This window comes from Pseudomonas sp. O230 (genome assembly GCF_045447035.1).
In the GTDB taxonomy this organism is placed as follows: domain Bacteria; phylum Pseudomonadota; class Gammaproteobacteria; order Pseudomonadales; family Pseudomonadaceae; genus Aquipseudomonas.
This window is the reverse complement of the sequence record NZ_JBJGXN010000010.1, coordinates 39,286-55,163: the sequence shown is the minus strand read 5'-3', so window position 1 is coordinate 55,163 and position 15,878 is coordinate 39,286. Positions and strand designations below refer to the sequence as shown.

Annotated in this window: 15 protein-coding genes; 10 read left to right on the top strand and 5 right to left on the bottom strand. The window is 56.7% G+C overall.

The window, feature by feature from the left end:
- Positions 1–67 precede the first annotated feature (67 nt).
- A complete protein-coding gene (locus ACI77H_RS21730) occupies positions 68–391 on the bottom strand; it encodes a PepSY domain-containing protein (RefSeq protein WP_407013769.1) in 324 nt (107 codons plus the stop codon).
- Between the two features lie 131 nt (positions 392–522).
- On the opposite strand from ACI77H_RS21730, the gene ACI77H_RS21725 reads away from it, so the two are divergent.
- Positions 523–1,182: a response regulator transcription factor gene (locus ACI77H_RS21725; RefSeq protein WP_407013768.1), complete on the top strand. Its 660-nt coding sequence runs from the start codon at positions 523–525 to the stop codon at positions 1,180–1,182.
- Positions 1,179–2,522: a sensor histidine kinase gene (locus ACI77H_RS21720; RefSeq protein WP_407013767.1), complete on the top strand. Its 1,344-nt coding sequence runs from the start codon at positions 1,179–1,181 to the stop codon at positions 2,520–2,522. The genes ACI77H_RS21725 and ACI77H_RS21720 overlap by 4 nt, the downstream gene beginning before the upstream one ends.
- 106 nt (positions 2,523–2,628) lie before the next feature.
- Here the strand turns inward: ACI77H_RS21720 and ACI77H_RS21715 are convergent, their stop codons facing one another.
- The 3 genes from ACI77H_RS21715 to ACI77H_RS21705 form a co-directional block, all read right to left on the bottom strand.
- A complete protein-coding gene (locus ACI77H_RS21715) occupies positions 2,629–3,063 on the bottom strand; it encodes a DUF6691 family protein (RefSeq protein ID WP_407013766.1) in 435 nt (144 codons plus the stop codon).
- Positions 3,060–3,500 (bottom strand): YeeE/YedE family protein, encoded by a 441-nt coding sequence (locus ACI77H_RS21710; RefSeq protein ID WP_407013765.1) that lies wholly within the window; start codon positions 3,498–3,500, stop codon positions 3,060–3,062. The genes ACI77H_RS21715 and ACI77H_RS21710 overlap by 4 nt, the downstream gene beginning before the upstream one ends.
- Positions 3,501–4,296: 796 nt before the next feature.
- A complete protein-coding gene (locus tag ACI77H_RS21705) occupies positions 4,297–6,648 on the bottom strand; it encodes a response regulator (protein ID WP_407013764.1) in 2,352 nt (783 codons plus the stop codon).
- 357 nt (positions 6,649–7,005) lie between these two features.
- On the opposite strand from ACI77H_RS21705, the gene ACI77H_RS21700 reads away from it, so the two are divergent.
- The 3 genes from ACI77H_RS21700 to ACI77H_RS21690 all read left to right on the top strand — a co-directional run bounded on the left by ACI77H_RS21700 (position 7,006) and on the right by ACI77H_RS21690 (position 9,443).
- Positions 7,006–8,622, top strand: a complete 1,617-nt coding sequence (locus ACI77H_RS21700) for an oleate hydratase (RefSeq protein ID WP_407013763.1) — start codon at positions 7,006–7,008, stop codon at positions 8,620–8,622.
- Positions 8,623–8,755: 133 nt separating this feature from the next.
- Positions 8,756–9,010: an Lpp/OprI family alanine-zipper lipoprotein gene (locus tag ACI77H_RS21695; RefSeq protein ID WP_407013762.1), complete on the top strand. Its 255-nt coding sequence runs from the start codon at positions 8,756–8,758 to the stop codon at positions 9,008–9,010.
- Between the two features lie 37 nt (positions 9,011–9,047).
- Positions 9,048–9,443 (top strand): hypothetical protein, encoded by a 396-nt coding sequence (locus tag ACI77H_RS21690; protein ID WP_407013761.1) that lies wholly within the window; start codon positions 9,048–9,050, stop codon positions 9,441–9,443.
- A 25-nt stretch (positions 9,444–9,468) separates the two neighbouring features.
- On the opposite strand, the gene ACI77H_RS21685 is transcribed toward ACI77H_RS21690, so the two are convergent.
- Complete coding sequence (locus tag ACI77H_RS21685) at positions 9,469–10,173, bottom strand: VIT family protein (protein WP_407013760.1); 705 nt, start codon at positions 10,171–10,173, stop codon at positions 9,469–9,471.
- A 223-nt stretch (positions 10,174–10,396) separates the two neighbouring features.
- Between ACI77H_RS21685 and ACI77H_RS21680 the strand changes: the two genes are divergently transcribed.
- The 5 genes from ACI77H_RS21680 (at position 10,397) to ACI77H_RS21660 (ending at position 15,878) form a co-directional block, all read left to right on the top strand.
- Positions 10,397–11,050 carry a BON domain-containing protein gene (locus ACI77H_RS21680; RefSeq protein WP_407013759.1) on the top strand — a complete coding sequence of 218 codons (654 nt, stop codon included), beginning with the start codon at positions 10,397–10,399 and terminating at the stop codon, positions 11,048–11,050.
- 79 nt (positions 11,051–11,129) lie between these two features.
- Positions 11,130–11,612, top strand: coding sequence for a general stress protein (locus ACI77H_RS21675; protein WP_407013758.1), 483 nt, complete (start codon positions 11,130–11,132; stop codon positions 11,610–11,612).
- Positions 11,613–11,742: 130 nt separating this feature from the next.
- Positions 11,743–13,125, top strand: a complete 1,383-nt coding sequence (locus ACI77H_RS21670; RefSeq protein ID WP_407013757.1) for an NAD-dependent succinate-semialdehyde dehydrogenase — start codon at positions 11,743–11,745, stop codon at positions 13,123–13,125.
- A gap of 216 nt (positions 13,126–13,341) precedes the next feature.
- The gene (gene adhP / locus ACI77H_RS21665) at positions 13,342–14,376 is read left to right on the top strand and encodes an alcohol dehydrogenase AdhP (RefSeq protein WP_407013756.1); all 1,035 of its coding nucleotides are present in this window, start codon (positions 13,342–13,344) and stop codon (positions 14,374–14,376) included.
- Positions 14,377–14,390: 14 nt separating this feature from the next.
- A complete protein-coding gene (locus ACI77H_RS21660; RefSeq protein WP_407013755.1) occupies positions 14,391–15,878 on the top strand; it encodes an NAD(P)H-hydrate dehydratase in 1,488 nt (495 codons plus the stop codon).

Sequence of the window (15,878 nt, the reverse complement as noted above, 5' to 3'; positions counted from 1 at the left end):
CGTTGTGGCGAGAGCCTGGACCTGCTGGCTGACAGCAACCTGAACAGCCGGGAAAAATCCGCAATGCTCATTCCCGAGCAGGGCTGGTGAGGTAATCCCGGGCGTCGCCGTCATCGCCGAAATTGATTTGCAACGTGCGCAATCGCAGCGAGGCGGGTGCATAACGGGCGTCGATGGCGTTGCCCTTGCGGTCGGTGCCCTTGAGCTTGTAGCAACCGTCGTCGACCTTGATGCGCTGCACGCTCCAGCCCCATTGCTGCTCCACCTGTTGACGCAAGGTTTCACGAGGCTGCCAGTCGCTGACGGGGTCGCTGCAGTCGTCATCGGCCAGGACGTAACCGCTGAGCAGCACGCTCAACAGGGCGGTACTGGCAATAAAAGCTGATTTCATGATCTGTCTCCTGCCGGGTCGGCGTGTGTGGCATACCCTAAAGGTCATTCCTGACAACCCGCTGAATCTTCAGATTCACGTCAGCTAAGGCGGTTAAGGTGCTGCACGACAACCATCACAGGAGGTGCCAGATGCGGGTTTTATTGGTCGAGGACGCCCCCGGGCTGGGAGAAGCGGTGCGCGAGCAGATCGCCGATGACGGCCACGCCGTGGATTGGGTACAGCGCCTGGACCATGCGCGCAACAGCGTGCGCACCACGCCTTACGACCTGATCCTGCTGGACTTGATGCTGCCGGATGGTCGCGGGCTGGACTTCTTGCGCCAGCAGCGCTCAGCGGGCGACGTGACCCCGGTGATCATCCTCACCGCCCAGGATCAGATCTCCGATCGCATTGCCGGTCTGAATGCCGGGGCCGACGACTACCTGGTCAAACCGTTCGACCTGTTCGAGCTCTCCGCCCGGGTGGCGGCGGTGGCCCGGCGTTACAGCGGCAATCCCAATCCGCAGATCAGGCTTGGTGATTTGCAGGTCGACATGAGTGCGCGCACGGTGCAGCGCGCCGGCACCACCGTGGACCTGACGGCCCGTGAATGGGCGCTGTTCGAGGCGTTTGTCCAGCGCCCCAGCGCGTTGCTGTCGAAGTCGCAACTCGAAGAGCGCTTGTATGCCTTTGGCGCGGAAATCGAGAGCAACACCATCGAGGTCTACATCAGTCGCCTGCGCAAAAAACTCGGGCGCGAGCTGATTGAAACCGTGCGTGGCATGGGTTACCGGTTGATGAGCGCATGAAGTCGTCATCAAGTCTGCAAAAACGCCTGGGCCTGGGGTTGACCCTGGGCATGACTTTGCTCTGGCTCGGGGCGACCGTCGGCGCCTGGCTGGTGGTGCAACACGAGTTGAACGAAGCCTTCGACAGCGCTCTGGAAGAGACCGCGCAACGCATCCTGCCTCTGGCCGTGCTGGAAATCAGCAACCGTGAAGCGCCTCGCGAGGCGCAACATGTCGCCACCCTGAAAATGCACAAGGAATACCTGACGTACCTGGTGCGCGATGCCAAGGGTGAGATTCTGATGCAGTCCCACGACGCCAACCCGAAGATCTTCAACAAACAGTCGAGCGAAGGGTTTTCCGCCACTGAAAAATACCGTCTGTACGGTGCCTCGGCGCTGCGCGAGACGTTGTTTATCGAAATCGCCGAACCGCTGGGGCATCGCCGTGAAGCCGCGCGCGAAGCCCTGTTTGCCTTGTTGTTGCCGTTGTTGGCGCTGATCCCCATCAGCCTGTTGGGCACCTGGTTGTTTGTGCGCATCAGTCTGCGCAGCGTGTTGGCCTATCGTCATGCCGTGGAAGCGCGGGGCGTGGGCGATCTGTCGCCGATCAAAGTCGCGCAGCTGCCGGCAGAAATCGACCCGCTGGCTGATGCGGTCAACCATTTGCTTGAGCGCTTGCGCAAGGCGTTGGAGGCTGAGCGCAGCTTCACGGCCAACAGCGCCCATGAACTGCGCACACCGTTGGCGGCAACGTTGGCGCAGATCCAGCGCCTGCGCCACGAAGCCCCCGAAGGCCCATTGCAGGTGCGCGCGGCGAAGATCGAGAACTCGTTACGGGAATTGGCACGGCTCTCGGAAAAGCTCATGCAACTGGCCAAGGCTGAGGGCGGTGGCCTGTTGTCCGAAGCGCCGCAGGACCTGATTCCGTTGCTGGCCCATGTGGTCGACGAGTGGAACCACAGCAGCGGGCAGCGTATCAAGTTGCAGCTGCCGGGCCAGGCCAGCGTCTACTCGACGATTGATCCCGATGCGTTCGGCATCCTGTTGCGCAACCTGGTCGAGAATGCGCTGAAGTACGGTGCCGCGGATCAACCGGTCGAGGTCAGCCTCACCGATCAAGCGCTGCTGCGGGTGGTCAACGGCGGCCCGCTGGTACCGAAAGCGGTGTTGCAGTACCTGACCGAGCGCTTCGTGCGCGGCAACAGCGAAGCCAGTGGTTCAGGGTTGGGGTTGGCCATTGCCAAAACCATTGTGCAAGGCGTCGGCGCCAGCATGACCCTGACATCACCCGCGACAGGAAGGGAGGAGGGCTTTGAAGTGAGCGTCCAGTTTGTATATATGCCAAAAGATGAACGTTGATCAGGTCCCTTGTACAGGCTCAGATACGCCCGTGCCGTGACGGGACCAATGAGATGCAGACCGGCGACGATGCGCAGGCTACGGTCAATGGTTCCAATGTTCGCTTTCATGGCGATCTCCCGATCAATGGTTGCCGGGTCTCAAGCGCAGTAAACAGCAACATGCCGGCCAGCATGGCTAACATGAATACGATTATTTGCCAGCGTAGTGTCAGCAGAATTGCGACTGCGGGGCCAGGGCAGATGCCCGCTATTCCCCAGCCGATGCCGAACAACAGGCTCCCGCCAATCAAACGCGGGTCCAACTCACGTTTGATCGGTAGCTGCATTGGCCTTCCCAGCAGCGAACAGGATTGTTGTCGCGCCCAGGTTAGCGGGCCAACGGCTATGCCAATGGCCCCGACCATGACCAACGCCAAGGAAGGGTCCCAGGCACCGGTTAAATCCAGGAAAGCGAGTACTTTGCTCGGGTTGGCCATGCCTGCCAGAAGCAGGCCCAAGCCGAACAGCAGGCCCGCAATGAATGCGGTCAGTTTGATCATGTCCACCCCTCCAGCAGATGACGCAAGACAAACACTGTGACGAAACCACTGAACATGAAACATACAGTGGCGACCATCGATCGTGGCGAAAGGCGCGATAGGCCGCATACCCCATGGCCACTGGTGCAACCTGACCCGTATCGTGTGCCAATGCCCACCAATACACCGGCGACGATCAGTGCGAACCAGCCACTTTTGAACTCAATCTGTGGCAGCGTGGCGAACAAGCCCCATAGAAGCGGCGCGATGAGCAGACCCAGGAGAAAAAGTACTTTCTCACTCACCCCCTCGCTCCTACGCTGTAAAAGACTGCCGATCAGACCGCTGATGCCTGCGATACGTCCGTTGGCAACGACAAATAGACTGGCCGACAGGCCAATCAATGCGCCTCCGGCAAGGGATGACCAGGGCGTGAAGTTGAGCCAGTCGACATTCATGAGGATTCTCCGGCGCGAATTTGTTGATAGAGGGGTTGGATGACTGCCAATGCTGCGGGGCCGCTGATGCGATAGCACACCTGCTTTCCGTGATGGCGGCTTATGCACATGACGAAATCGCTTTCACCAGCAAGGCCACCGCAACCACCATGGAAACTGCGGCGAAGCCTTTTTGTAAGTGTGGACCCGCTAGCCGGGCCGCGATCAGGCGCTCGCACACCATTCCAGCCAATGTTCCGATGGAAAACGGAATGGCAACTGCCCACTGCAAATGCCCGGCTGCCGAGCAATCCAGGTAGCCCTAAGGCGGCTCACCCAGCCACGCCGGGAGCTGGCAACCCAAAGCCATGCGTTTTGTTAAAAAACCAGTGATTCCAGAATTTCGTATAGACCTTAAATGGTAAAAAATTGGTCTCTCCCCGTTCTTTGGCGATATAGAGAGCTTTATCGACTTGGGCATGTAGTACGTTAAATGAGTGCAGCGGACCAAATGCATGTACTGAAAAACCAACACTCATAGTTAAGTGCCCTGCGCGGGAAGGGGCGTGCGGTATTTTCAAGTCTCGCACTAGTTGGCACAGAGATTTTACCTACTGAGTTGATTGGTCTTTGGTCATGCCGTTGGACAGAATTACAAATTCTTCGCCACCCTACCAGGCCGCAAAATCGGAGCCTCGCGCGAAGTTGTTGCTGTATTATCCTATGCACCACACGAAGAATGGCAATATCTGCCCGGCCGCCCTGAAAGATTTCTTCAACGTTACGAGCATTCTGAGCAACCCGAGATACTGCCGGTTCAGCACGATAGGCGCTGGGCTGCAAGTGCAATACGAGCCAATGCAGGAATAGACTTGGAGTGAGTGCGAGTCATGATAGACGCGCGGTGATTTTCCACGGTGCGCTGGCTGATCCCGAGCTCGACAGCGATGTTCTTGCTCGGGTGACCTGCCAGCACCATGTCCATGATTTGGCGCTGACGGTCAGTCAGGTTGTTAATGCATTGGGTGGCTTCGTGAGTCCAGGCCAGTTTTTTGTTCACATCACGCGAATGCTCCAAAGCTCTGGCAACGCTTTGAAGGACATCACTACGACCGAATGGCTTTTCAATAAAATCCGAAGCGCCAGCCTTCATGGCATCTACAGCTATCGACACTTCACTGCTACCGCTGATCAATACGGCTGGCAGGTCGTCGCCGTTGCTTCTCAATCGATGCAGGAGTTCAAGGCCTTCCATTCCCGGTAGTTGAGCATCAACCAACAAACACGCCCGTAGCCCGGGGGAGTAGTCCTCCAGAAACGCTTCGCATGACGCATAGTCCTGGACTAGATAATCGCTTGATTCAAGGACGCCTCGGATCGTCTCGCGAAAAAGATCGTCGCGATCAACCACGAATATGATCGATGTCCTTGTATCGCAAGACTCGGTTTTATCGAGTTGCTCATCGTCGACAATCGCCAGACGTTGCTGTGCAAGCAACGAAGTAATGACAAAGATGACCTCTTTGAGCTTCGCCGGTTTGTTGAGCTGAGCACAGTGCTCGAACGCCACGTCACGGGAAGTCTGTCGTGAAATATCACCGGTCAGAATGATGGCGGGAATGCTGCGGTGGAGTCTTTTGCGCAGCTGGCTGATCAGTTGCAAGCCATTGATCGATCCTGGCAGATTGAAGTCTGCCAGGATCAGATCAGGTTGGACGCCGCGATGTGTGACGCTTTCGAGCGCTGTGACACCGTCGTTCGCCATTGCCACTTGATACCCTTCGGATTTGAGCAGGGCGCCCAGTAATTCGAGCAATTCAACGTCATCCTCGACAATCAGGATCATTTCTTTGTTCGTTACCAGGCCGTGCTCTTGTAAATCATTTTCTTGCGCCTCGCTTGGCAGGGCTGCGCTTTCACGGGATAAAGCGACATCAATAGAAAATGTAGACCCTTTTGCAAGAGTCGATTGCACACGTAAACGGTGGCCCAACACGGTGCACAAACGTTTAACAATAAGTAATCCTGTGCCATTCCCCAGACTGAAGTTTTCTACAGGCGCGTAGTCCTTGAAGATGAATTCCTGCTCCGATGACTCCATTCCTATACCGGTATCCCAGACTTCAATGCTGAGCCACCCGCCGTGGCGGCGGCAGCCCAGAAGTATCCGACCTTCATGGGTGTACTGCAGCGCATTGGATAGCAAATTGCGCAACATTTGCTCCAGTAGGCGTGGATCACTTTCCACCGAGAGATGACAAGGTACGACCTTCAGTTTCAAACCTTTAGCACCTGCCTTGTAGCTGAATTCGTCAGCGAGTCGATCCAGCAGGTCGCTCATTCGAAAGCTGACGGGGTTGGCCAGGATCGCGCCGGTTTCAATGTGGTTGATATCCAGAAGGGCATTTAGCATTCCGGACATTGCGCCCACGGTTTCGCCAATCCTGACCGTCAGCTTGCGCGGTTGCTCATCTTTGAGAATGCCCAGCAGGAGGCCTTGCAACAACTTAAGTGTTTGTAAAGGCTGGCGCAGATCATGGCTGGCGGAGGCGAGAAAGCGTGTCCGAGCGGCGTTAGCGAGTTCCGCTTTCTGCGTTGCGTTTTCAAGCGCTTGGGTGACCTGTTTTTTATCGCAGATATCGGTAAAGGTGATGACCACACCTTCAACAAAATTATCTTGTTTGTTATAGGGCGAAATCCGACGGGTAAAACTCACGCCACTACGCGATTCGACTTCTCGCTCCAGCGGAGTCCTATCACGCATGACAGTTCTGGCATCCTCCAGAAGATTGACATCAGTGGCCATAGGACGCAGGTCAGCCAGTGGTCGTCCGATGTCCTGGGTAAGAATGTTGAACAGTGACTGACTGGCAGGGGTGAACAAGCGGATATTCAGATTTTCGTCTAACAGAATGGCCGCGATGTTCATGCTGTACAGTACGTTCAGAGAAGCCAGTGAGGCGGTCCGTTGCTGTTCGAGCGAGGCACGAAGTTGATCATTCATCTCAGTCAGCTCGTTGTTCAACGAGCGTAACTGCTCAAGGGATTCGGTTGTGTTCTGAGGCGTCAACCGCTCTTTTGAGTCCAGCATTGCAGCATCGGCTAAAGGAGATGGGGTAATCACCTTGGGCGTGGCCGTTCCAGCGTCAAGTGGAAGGCGAACAGGCATTGTGATCTTCCGCAGCAATGCATTCCGAAGGAACACGTCTCCTTGGATCCTACACCCCTTTAGTCGCTACGCAACGTCCACGCTCGCAGTGCTGTGCGACTCAGTGACCTTGTAAATTGCATTCATTGTTAACCAGCTGAAAGTCATCCAGCCTTTGTTGAGTTGCGAGCCTGCCGGTAGCGACGGGTTTCGCCACAACTCTGCGACCAGCGGTCGCCACTGGATGCCTCGCTAGCAAATTCCCCCTAGGTAGATTCCGAGTCTGTCGCCACCACTGTTATCACTCTTATCCTGAATCCAGGCTGGCGCACCTGTGCGTTGGGGCTATTTTCACGACTCAGCACCAGGAAATGACCCATGACCGATAAAAATGACTGGGAAACAACTGCACCGAGTGAACCCGAGGCACGTTTCTACCTCGTGGGTGGGGGAATAGCGGCCATGGCTGCGGCCGCGTTCATGATCCGTGATGGCGATGTCATCGGGCGCAACATTACGCTCTTCGAAAAGCTTGATACGCCCGGGGGTAGTCTTGATGGTGGAGGATCCGCGCAGGATGGGTATGTGCTTCGCGGTGGACGGATGTTCGAGAGCAAGTACGTATGCACTCTGGAGTTGTTCGCGTCGATTCCGACCCTTGATGGCAAAACAACCGTCACGCTGGAAACACTCGCGTGGAATGAACGGATGCACACCTCTTCCAAGTCACGTCTGGCTCGCAATGGGCTCAGGGAAACGGCTCCAGAATTCGGGCTTACCGAGGGCGACATTCTAACCATCGAAAGGATTGCTATCGAGTCTGAAGCAGCGTTGGGACGGACCACCATTTCCGATCAATTTTCGGAGTCCTTCTTTCAGTCCCAATTCTGGCTGATGTGGTGCACCACATTTGCTTTTCAGCCCTGGCACAGCGCCGCAGAATTTCGGCGCTACATTGTACGTTTTGCACACATGGTGGCGGGATTCAATCGGCTCGAAGGCATCATGCGTACGGTCTACAACCAATACGATTCTTTGGTCAGACCGCTACACAAATGGCTGGTAGAGCGCGGCGTGGTCTTTGAACTTGGGGCATGCGTGACGGATATGCATTTGCGCGAGCAAAGCGATGGTAAAAGCGTCAAGCGCATCCTCTACGAGCGCGACGATAAGCAGTCCGTCGTGGATGTTCGAGCCTGTGATTATGTATTAGTGACGCTTGGCTCCATGACCGAAGCGTCAAGCATCGGGAGCATGGATCAGGCCCCGCAATTGAAAAGCAAAGCGATCAAAGGCGCTTGGGCCCTTTGGGAAACGTTGGCGAAAGGCAGGCCCGAGTTCGGTCAACCGCAGGTTTTTTCTAACCATATCGATGCGACCAAGTGGGTGTCATTTACGACGACCCTCAGCGATCCGGTTTTTTTGCGACGGACCGTGGAGTTTACCGGCAATGTACCGGGGGAGGGCGGTTTGATTACTTTTCCTGAATCCAACTGGTTGATGTCAATTGTGGTGCCATTCCAGCCTCACTTTATCGACCAACCCGAGGGAGTCAGTGTGTTTTGGGGCTACGGATTGCATGTCGACACCCCAGGCAATTTCGTCAACATTCCGATGTCTGCCTGCACTGGGCGCGAGATCATGACGGAGCTACTGGGACATCTGCACTTTGGTTCCGACAGCCAAGCCATCCTCAAGAGCGCAATCTGCATACCCTGCATGATGCCGTTCATCACCAGCCAGTTCATGCCGCGAGAGGAGGGCGATCGACCTCGGGTCGTGCCCGAGGGATACAAAAATATGGCCTTCATCGGCCAATACTGCGAACTGCCAAACGATGTTGTCTTCACCGTGGAGTACTCGATTCGTACTGCACAATGCGCGGTTTCCAGCCTCCTGGGGCTTAAACGCAAACCGCCAAAGGTATACAAGGGCGCGACTGATCCTCGTGTTTTGTTCAAGGCCTTCAAGGCACTGCATGACATGGACGTATAAGAGCGTGCCAGGCACCAACACTGACGAGCCTGAGTAGTTTCCGAGCCTTCTGCGTTATCCAACAACCGAATAGGGTGATCTCTCCGCATCGGCAAACCGAACTACGCCTATTCAGGCGCCAAGGAGTGACACCATGAGAAAACTCACCCTGACTACTTCATTGATCGTGGTCTTGGCGATGACTGCCGGTTGCAGTCACCGCCGACAGGAGATTGATGCCCGGATAAGCGGTGCCGAAGACATGGCAACAGCGGCCAGAGTGCACGCGGATCAGTCGGCGGCCAAAGCAGATCAGGCACTGCGTGCGGCCCTGGAGGCAAAAAAATCGGCAGACGAAGCAAATGAGCGTGCACAACTTATGCTCAAAAAGGCCGGTCGCGCCAATTAACCACAGGCGCATTTCAATTCAATTGAATGGCACCACTATGAAAATGAACATTTTGCTGGGTCTGATGTGTGCTTGCCTTGTCGGCTGCGGGCATGCTCCGACTGAAAAAACAGTGACCACGCCGGACTCGATCGACAACCTCAATCAGCCCCGCATCAAAGTGCCGGTTACAGCCAAGGACGACTACGTTACCAGGACCAAAGCACTGACCGGGCTGGAGGGTGACGGATGGGTGTTCGACCCGCTCTACGCGACCGCCGTGAATACCGACCGCCGTGACCTTGCCGTATGTGGCTTTGCTCGCCAGCGAGGCACGACAAACTCGGTTTACTTTGCCTATTACAGCGGCGAACTGATCCTTTCGGATGACAAAGCGCCTTCTGGCGTCAGTGTCGAAAATGAATTCCTGACGATGATTTGTTCCCACTCCTGAATCGTGACAACCACGTTTAATAGCGTTAGACAATCGCCCCGAATAGTCTGCCAGCCACGGCGGTAATGACCATCGCCAACGCCCCCCAAAATGTCACCCTCCAGGCCCCCGCCAGCAAGGGAGCGCCCCCGGCCTTTGCCGCGACGGCGCCCAATGTGGCGAGGAAAACCAGTGACATGATCGATATCCAGAGGATCGCGTTCTGAAGCGGCACTATCAGCGTTACGGCGACCGGTAAAATGGCGCCGACGATGAAACTCGTCGCTGACGCAAACGCTGCCGAAAGAGGCTTGGCACTCAGTTCCTCGGAAATACCCAGTTCATCTCGGGCGTGTGAACCCAGGGCATCGTGCGCCATTAACTGGATGGCCACCTGTCTGGCCAGTTCAGGCTCAACCCCACGGCCGACGTAGATACGTGCCAGCTCTCGGTGTTCAGCCGCAGGCTTTGTCTCGATCTCTTTTTTTTCTCTTGCCAGGTCAGCGTGCTCGGTATCGGCCTGGGAGTGCACGGAAACATATTCACCTGCCGCCATCGACATGGCGCCCGCGACGAGCCCCGCGACACCCGTCACGATCAGCGTGTTGTGCGTGGTATTGGCGGCTGCAACGCCGATTAACAGGCTGGCGGTTGACACAATTCCATCGTTTGCCCCCAGCACAGCCGCTCTGAGCCAGCCTATACGGCTGCTGTTATGGGTTTCGGCATGACGACGCATGAATTTGCTCATTGCAATTGGCCTGTTGCGCGATGGCGTCAGCTGAGAGTGTAGGTAGTTTCCGAGGCTACTCATGAGCAAATCAGGCGCCTAACTTGATTGACTCTGCCTCTGCCTCTGCCTCTGCCTCTGCGCAGCCGCAACGCTCGTTTTGGCGTTGAGGCCCAGGGGCTGACTGACGCACGGCCCTGTCATAAAAGCCGCACCGGCAACCACATTATTCGGGATTGAATTGATGAAAACCGATAAGGAACTAAAAAACGACATCCTTGCAGAGCTGCGTTGGGACCCCTCCGTCAATGCCGAACAGATCGGTGTTGAGGTCAAGGATGGCATCGTGACCCTCGCCGGACACGTTAACAGTTACGTCGAAAAATGGGCCGCTGAACAAGCCGTGCAGAAGGTCTCGGGTGTTCGCGCGCTGGCCATAGAGATGGACGTCAAACTGCCAGGCGCGAGTCAGCGTAACGATGCCGATATTGCGCTTTCTGCTGAAAGTGCCTTGGAGTGGACAACCAACCTGACCAAGGACTCGATCAAGGTTCAGATTGAAGGTGGTTGGGTGACACTGTCCGGCGATGTGGAATGGGAATACCAGCGCAGGGAAGCCATAGGCGCGGTCCGTAACCTGATGGGCGTCAGGGGGATCAGTAACAACATTTTGATCAAGTCCACGATATCGGCAAAAGGAGTGAAGACCGACATCACAGAAGCGCTCAAGCGTCGGGCCATTATTGATTCGCAGAAGATTACCGTCGAAGTGCACGGTGCCGATGTGACCTTGTCCGGGACAGTCGACAACTGGGCGGAGCGAGAGTTGGCGATGCATTCAGCCTGGAGTGCGGCTGGCGTCAAGAATGTGCAGAACAACATCATCGTCAGCTACTGACATTCATGCGGTGTTCGGCAGCGGAACTCGTGTGTCTTGCACCGTTTTCAGATACGACCCCACGAGCAGGCCTCAGACCATGAGCATCAACCGTTCTGATTTCTACATCTTTAAAACCCATGCCGAAGCCGAAAGTGCGATACGTGCTCTGAGCCAGGAAGACTTTGACGTAAAGAAACTCTCAATCGTGGGTAAGGGCTATCACACGGAAGAACACCCGATCGGCTTTTACCAGTTGGGAGACAAGGTGAAGTCTTGGGGCGCTATGGGAGCTCTTTGGGGCAGTGTCTGGGGGCTGCTTATTACGCCGGCATTTTTCTTTCTACCTGGCCTTGGGCTCGTTGCCTTGGCGGGTCCTTTGGTGGCCATGTTGGTGAGTGCGCTGGAGGGCGCTGTGATTGTCGGCGGTGTCACCGCACTCGGCGCAGCGCTATTAAATATGGGCTTAAGCAAAGACCAGGTCATCAAATACGAAACCGCCCTCAAGGCTGACGAGTATCTATTGATGGTGCATGGCAGCAGCCACGACATCGATGCGGTGCGAGCTGTGCTCGGGGATTGAAATCACGGCGCCTTCGTTTCGAGAGAACTGCGCATTTAGCCACTACCAGAGCACGCCCATAGGGAATAACCCTTGTGGGCTCTCAGCCGAAATCCATCGGCCTGTGTTCACTCAAGTGAAGGCATTCGTCATGGCTTATACAAGTGTTAATCCCAGTGACGGCCAGTTGCTGGAAAGCTTTGAACAAATCAGCGATCTCGAGCGGGAAGAAAAGCTTGCGGCCGCAGAACATTGTTTTCAGAGCTGGAAACACACCTCTTATGCGCAACGTGCCGCAGTGATTGGCAGGGCGGCAGAACTGATGCGTTCCAGGGTTGAAGACCTGGCTCGACTGGCAACATTGGAGATGGGGAAACGCATCAGCGAAGCCAGTGGTGAGGTGACCTTCAGTGCCGATATCCTGGATTATTACGCAAAAAATGCTGAGCGCTTTTTGGCACGCCAAAGACTCCACCCCAAACAGGGCGAAGCCCATGTGGAAAGCAGTCCTATCGGGGTGATTTTCGGCGTCGAACCCTGGAACTTTCCTTTCTACCAATTGGCACGTGTCGCAGGGCCGCATCTCATGGCGGGCAATGTGTTGGTGGTCAAGCACGCCGGTTGTGTTCCGCAATGCGCGATGGCTTTCGAGTCGCTGTTGATCGAGGCCGGAGCACCCTTGGGGCTCTACACCAACCTGATGATTTCCCATGAGCAGTCGGACCGCGTTGTGGACGACGCACGCGTCAAAGGTGTCGCCCTGACGGGTAGCGTAGCCGCCGGCCGCAGTCTCTCGGCGCGGGCCGGAGCCAACCTCAAGCCTTCATCGATGGAACTGGGCGGCAGCGACGCGTTTATCGTCCTGGAGGACGCCGACCTCGACCTCGCCGTCAACTGGGCGGTCTGGGGCCGTATGTACAACTGCGGGCAAACCTGTTGCGCCGCCAAGCGTTTTATCGTGCTTGAAGAAGTCGCAGATGTATTTATTGAGCGCTTTCAGGCAGCACTGGCCGCGCTTAAGCCAGGCAATCCGATGGACGAGAGCACAACACTGGGACCCATGTCGACCGAGTCCGCCCTGCAACAATTGTTGGCGCAGGTCGAAGACGCTGTTTTTAACGGCGCCGAGGTACTGCTTGGTGGCGAGAGAATTCGTCGTCCGGGCGCTTACATGAGTCCGACAATCCTGACCAACATTGCACCGGACAATCCGGCGTTCAGAGATGAGTTCTTTGGCCCTGTCGCGCTTTTTTTCCGGGTCAAGGATGAAGAAGAGGCGATCGCGCTAGCCAATGACTCGGATTTCGGCCTGGGCGGCTCGGTGTTCACAAGGGACGTAGGCCGTGGTCTGCGAGTCGCCAGCCGGATCGATACCGGCATGATGTTTATCAACAACATTAGCTGGTCAGATGCTGAATTGCCCTTCGGCGGGATTAAGAACTCCGGTTACGGGCGTGAGTTGGGCGATATGGGCATCCAGGCCTTCGTTAACAAAAAACTGGTGCGTTACGTCTCCGTTGACGCTCCGGTTTAAGGCTGCGTCGCGCCCACTCAAGGCGCCGAGTTCTGTGCTACTTCGTGCCTGCTCAGGTCGTCATGTCGAGCATGATTGAAGCGATCAAGGGCTTGGGTTTGTCCTCCGCCAGTTGATACGCAAGGTGCAGCGCACACCGGAACTCGGCCCACCTTCCGGACCTGCTTGTCACTTCATGTGGCCCCACGCACGGGACCGCTAAAAAAGGAAGCTCCCATGACACTCCAAATGCAGGCTGCCGTCGTTGAACAATTCGGCCAGCCGCTGGTGCTTAAACGTTGTGATAATCCAACCCCCGGCCCGGGCCAGATCCTGGTCCGCACAGAGGCCTGCGGGGTTTGTCATACCGACCTGCATGCGGCACGCGGCGACTGGCCGCTCAAACCGGGTTTGCCTTTTATTCCAGGGCACGAAGGCATCGGTATCGTCACAGCCCTCGGGGCCGGAGTAACCAGTGTCAAGGAAGGCGAGCGGGTCGGTGTACCGTGGCTGTATTCAGCCTGTGGGCATTGTGAATACTGTCTGTCGGCCTGGGAGACGGTGTGCGCTGAAGCACAATTTGGTGGCTACACAAAGAACGGCGGCTTTGCCGAATACATCCTGGCCGACCCGAACTACGTCGCCCACATTCCCTATGGCCTTGATCCGAGAGAGGCCGCGCCGATCATTTGTGCCGGCGTCACGACTTACAAAGGCATCAAGGAAACCGATACCCGGCCCGGACAGTGGATTGTGATCTCCGGTGTGGGCGGACTGGGTCACCTGGCTGTCCAGTACGCCAAGGCTATGGGGCTGCAAGTCTGCGCCGTTGATATTGATGACCGCAAACTGGCCCATGCCACCAAGCTTGGCGCCGACGCTGTGGTTAACGCCAAACAAGGCGATCCGGTCGAAGCCGTGAAAGAGGCTACGGGCGGTGGTGGTCATGGCGTACTGATCACCGCGCCATCGCTTAGCGCGTTCAATCAAGGCGTCGCCATGACGCGTAAGCACGGGACTTGCGTGCTGGTGGGGTTGCCGCCGGGTGAGTTTCCGGTGCCGTTGTTTGATGTCGTTGCCAATTGCATCACCGTTCGAGGCTCGTTTGTCGGCACTCGCCAGGACATGGCCGAGGCGCTGGATTTTGCGGCGCAAGGCAAGGTCAAGGCCGATATCGAATTGCAGCCGTTATCGGCGATTAACCAGATTTTCGAGCGTCTCGAACACGGTGATGTTCCATCCCGGGTGGTCATTGATTTCAGTGCGGTTTGAAAGAGTGGAAAAGCGTGGACATTTTGAATCTCGATTCTGTGCTGGTCAGTCCTCAGACAGCCTTGCTCACAGTCCGGCAGATGGCGGATGCAGATCGACTGTCCGTCGCTGCCGGTGTGTCGTCTTTTGAATTGATGGCCAATGCCGGTGCGGCAGTGGCACGCGAAATCGAGCGCCGCTGGACGCCAAGACCTCTGTTGGTACTGTGCGGGCCAGGCAACAACGGTGGTGATGGGTTCGTCACCGCGCACCTGCTTGCAGAAGCCGGATGGCCGGTGAGGGTGGCGATGCTGGGGAGCCGATTCAGTCTCAAAGATGAAGCACGGCAACATGCACAGCGTTGGATCGGGGAAGTCGAAGCGTTAAGCCCCTCGGTGCTCGAGGGGGCCGAATTGATCGTCGATGCTCTGTTCGGTGCGGGCCTGAGTCGTCCACTGGAAGGCCAAGCGCTGGATACGCTTGCCGCCGCGAGCCATGGCAATGTGCCGATTGTCGCAATCGATACGCCCAGCGGGGTAATGGGCGATACCGGCGAAGCGCTAGGTGCGGTTTCGGCAGTGCTGACCGTCACTTTTTTGCGCAAGAAACCAGGTCACCTGTTGCTGCCGGGGAGGGACTTGTGTGGCGAAGTCATCGTTGCGGACATTGGCACCCCCAAAGCGGTAATCGACGCCATCGCACCCCAGACGTTTGAGAATGATCCAGCGTTGTGGTTGGCCAACCTGCCGCGAGCCAAGGCGGACACCGACAAACACAGCCGCGGTCATGCCCTGATCTTTGGTGGGTATCCAATGACCGGTGCTGCTCGAATGGCTGCCAGAGGCGCAGCAAGAGCAGGGGCGGGGCTCACAACCATTGCAGTACCTGAAATAGCGCTCGCCATTTACGCCGCTGCGCTGGACAGCATCATGGTGCGTCCCTGGGTGACGCCGGAAGATTTTGGTCACTTGCTCAATGGCAGCCGTTTTTCCGCCTGGTTGATCGGCCCTGGTGCCGGCGTTGACAAGGAAACGTTTGGCCATGTGCTTGCCATGCTTGCCACTGGACGTCCAACCGTTATCGACGCTGACGCAATTACAGCCTTCCAGGATGACCCCGGCGCCCTGGATCGAGCGATCAAAGGTCCCTGCGTACTGACGCCCCATGAAAGCGAATTCCGCCGGGTATTTGATGCTGCTGGCGACAAGCTGAGCCGTACCCTCGCCGCCGCCCGGCGATGCGGGGCGGTAGTCGTCCTCAAAGGCAGTGACACCGTGATTGCAGCCCCGGATGGCAGAGCAATCATCAACACCAATGCACCGTCAACATTGGCCACCGCAGGCACGGGCGACGTTTTGAGTGGAATTATCCTGGGCCTGCTCGCGCAAGGAATGTCGGCTTTCGACAGTGCCGCGGCGGGAGTCTGGTTGCACGGCGCGGCGGCTGCCGAATTCGGCCCTGGATTAATGGCAGAAGATCTGCCGGATCTGTTGCCCGCGGTATTCCGTCGGCTGTACAGCTGA

What these genes read in the sequence shown, in the direction of transcription:
- ACI77H_RS21720 (WP_407013767.1), top strand. Translation starts at nt 1,179, where the DNA reads ATGAAGTCGTCATCAAGTCTGCAAAAACGCCTGGGCCTGGGGTTGACC.
- ACI77H_RS21715 (WP_407013766.1), bottom strand. Translation starts at nt 3,063, where the DNA reads ATGATCAAACTGACCGCATTCATTGCGGGCCTGCTGTTCGGCTTGGGC.
- ACI77H_RS21725 (WP_407013768.1), top strand. Translation starts at nt 523, where the DNA reads ATGCGGGTTTTATTGGTCGAGGACGCCCCCGGGCTGGGAGAAGCGGTG.
- ACI77H_RS21700 (WP_407013763.1), top strand. Translation starts at nt 7,006, where the DNA reads ATGACCGATAAAAATGACTGGGAAACAACTGCACCGAGTGAACCCGAG.
- ACI77H_RS21730 (WP_407013769.1), bottom strand. Translation starts at nt 391, where the DNA reads ATGAAATCAGCTTTTATTGCCAGTACCGCCCTGTTGAGCGTGCTGCTC.
- ACI77H_RS21710 (WP_407013765.1), bottom strand. Translation starts at nt 3,500, where the DNA reads ATGAATGTCGACTGGCTCAACTTCACGCCCTGGTCATCCCTTGCCGGA.
- ACI77H_RS21695 (WP_407013762.1), top strand. Translation starts at nt 8,756, where the DNA reads ATGAGAAAACTCACCCTGACTACTTCATTGATCGTGGTCTTGGCGATG.
- ACI77H_RS21680 (WP_407013759.1), top strand. Translation starts at nt 10,397, where the DNA reads ATGAAAACCGATAAGGAACTAAAAAACGACATCCTTGCAGAGCTGCGT.
- adhP (WP_407013756.1), top strand. Translation starts at nt 13,342, where the DNA reads ATGACACTCCAAATGCAGGCTGCCGTCGTTGAACAATTCGGCCAGCCG.
- ACI77H_RS21670 (WP_407013757.1), top strand. Translation starts at nt 11,743, where the DNA reads ATGGCTTATACAAGTGTTAATCCCAGTGACGGCCAGTTGCTGGAAAGC.
- ACI77H_RS21690 (WP_407013761.1), top strand. Translation starts at nt 9,048, where the DNA reads ATGAAAATGAACATTTTGCTGGGTCTGATGTGTGCTTGCCTTGTCGGC.
- ACI77H_RS21705 (WP_407013764.1), bottom strand. Translation starts at nt 6,648, where the DNA reads ATGCCTGTTCGCCTTCCACTTGACGCTGGAACGGCCACGCCCAAGGTG.
- ACI77H_RS21685 (WP_407013760.1), bottom strand. Translation starts at nt 10,173, where the DNA reads ATGAGCAAATTCATGCGTCGTCATGCCGAAACCCATAACAGCAGCCGT.
- ACI77H_RS21675 (WP_407013758.1), top strand. Translation starts at nt 11,130, where the DNA reads ATGAGCATCAACCGTTCTGATTTCTACATCTTTAAAACCCATGCCGAA.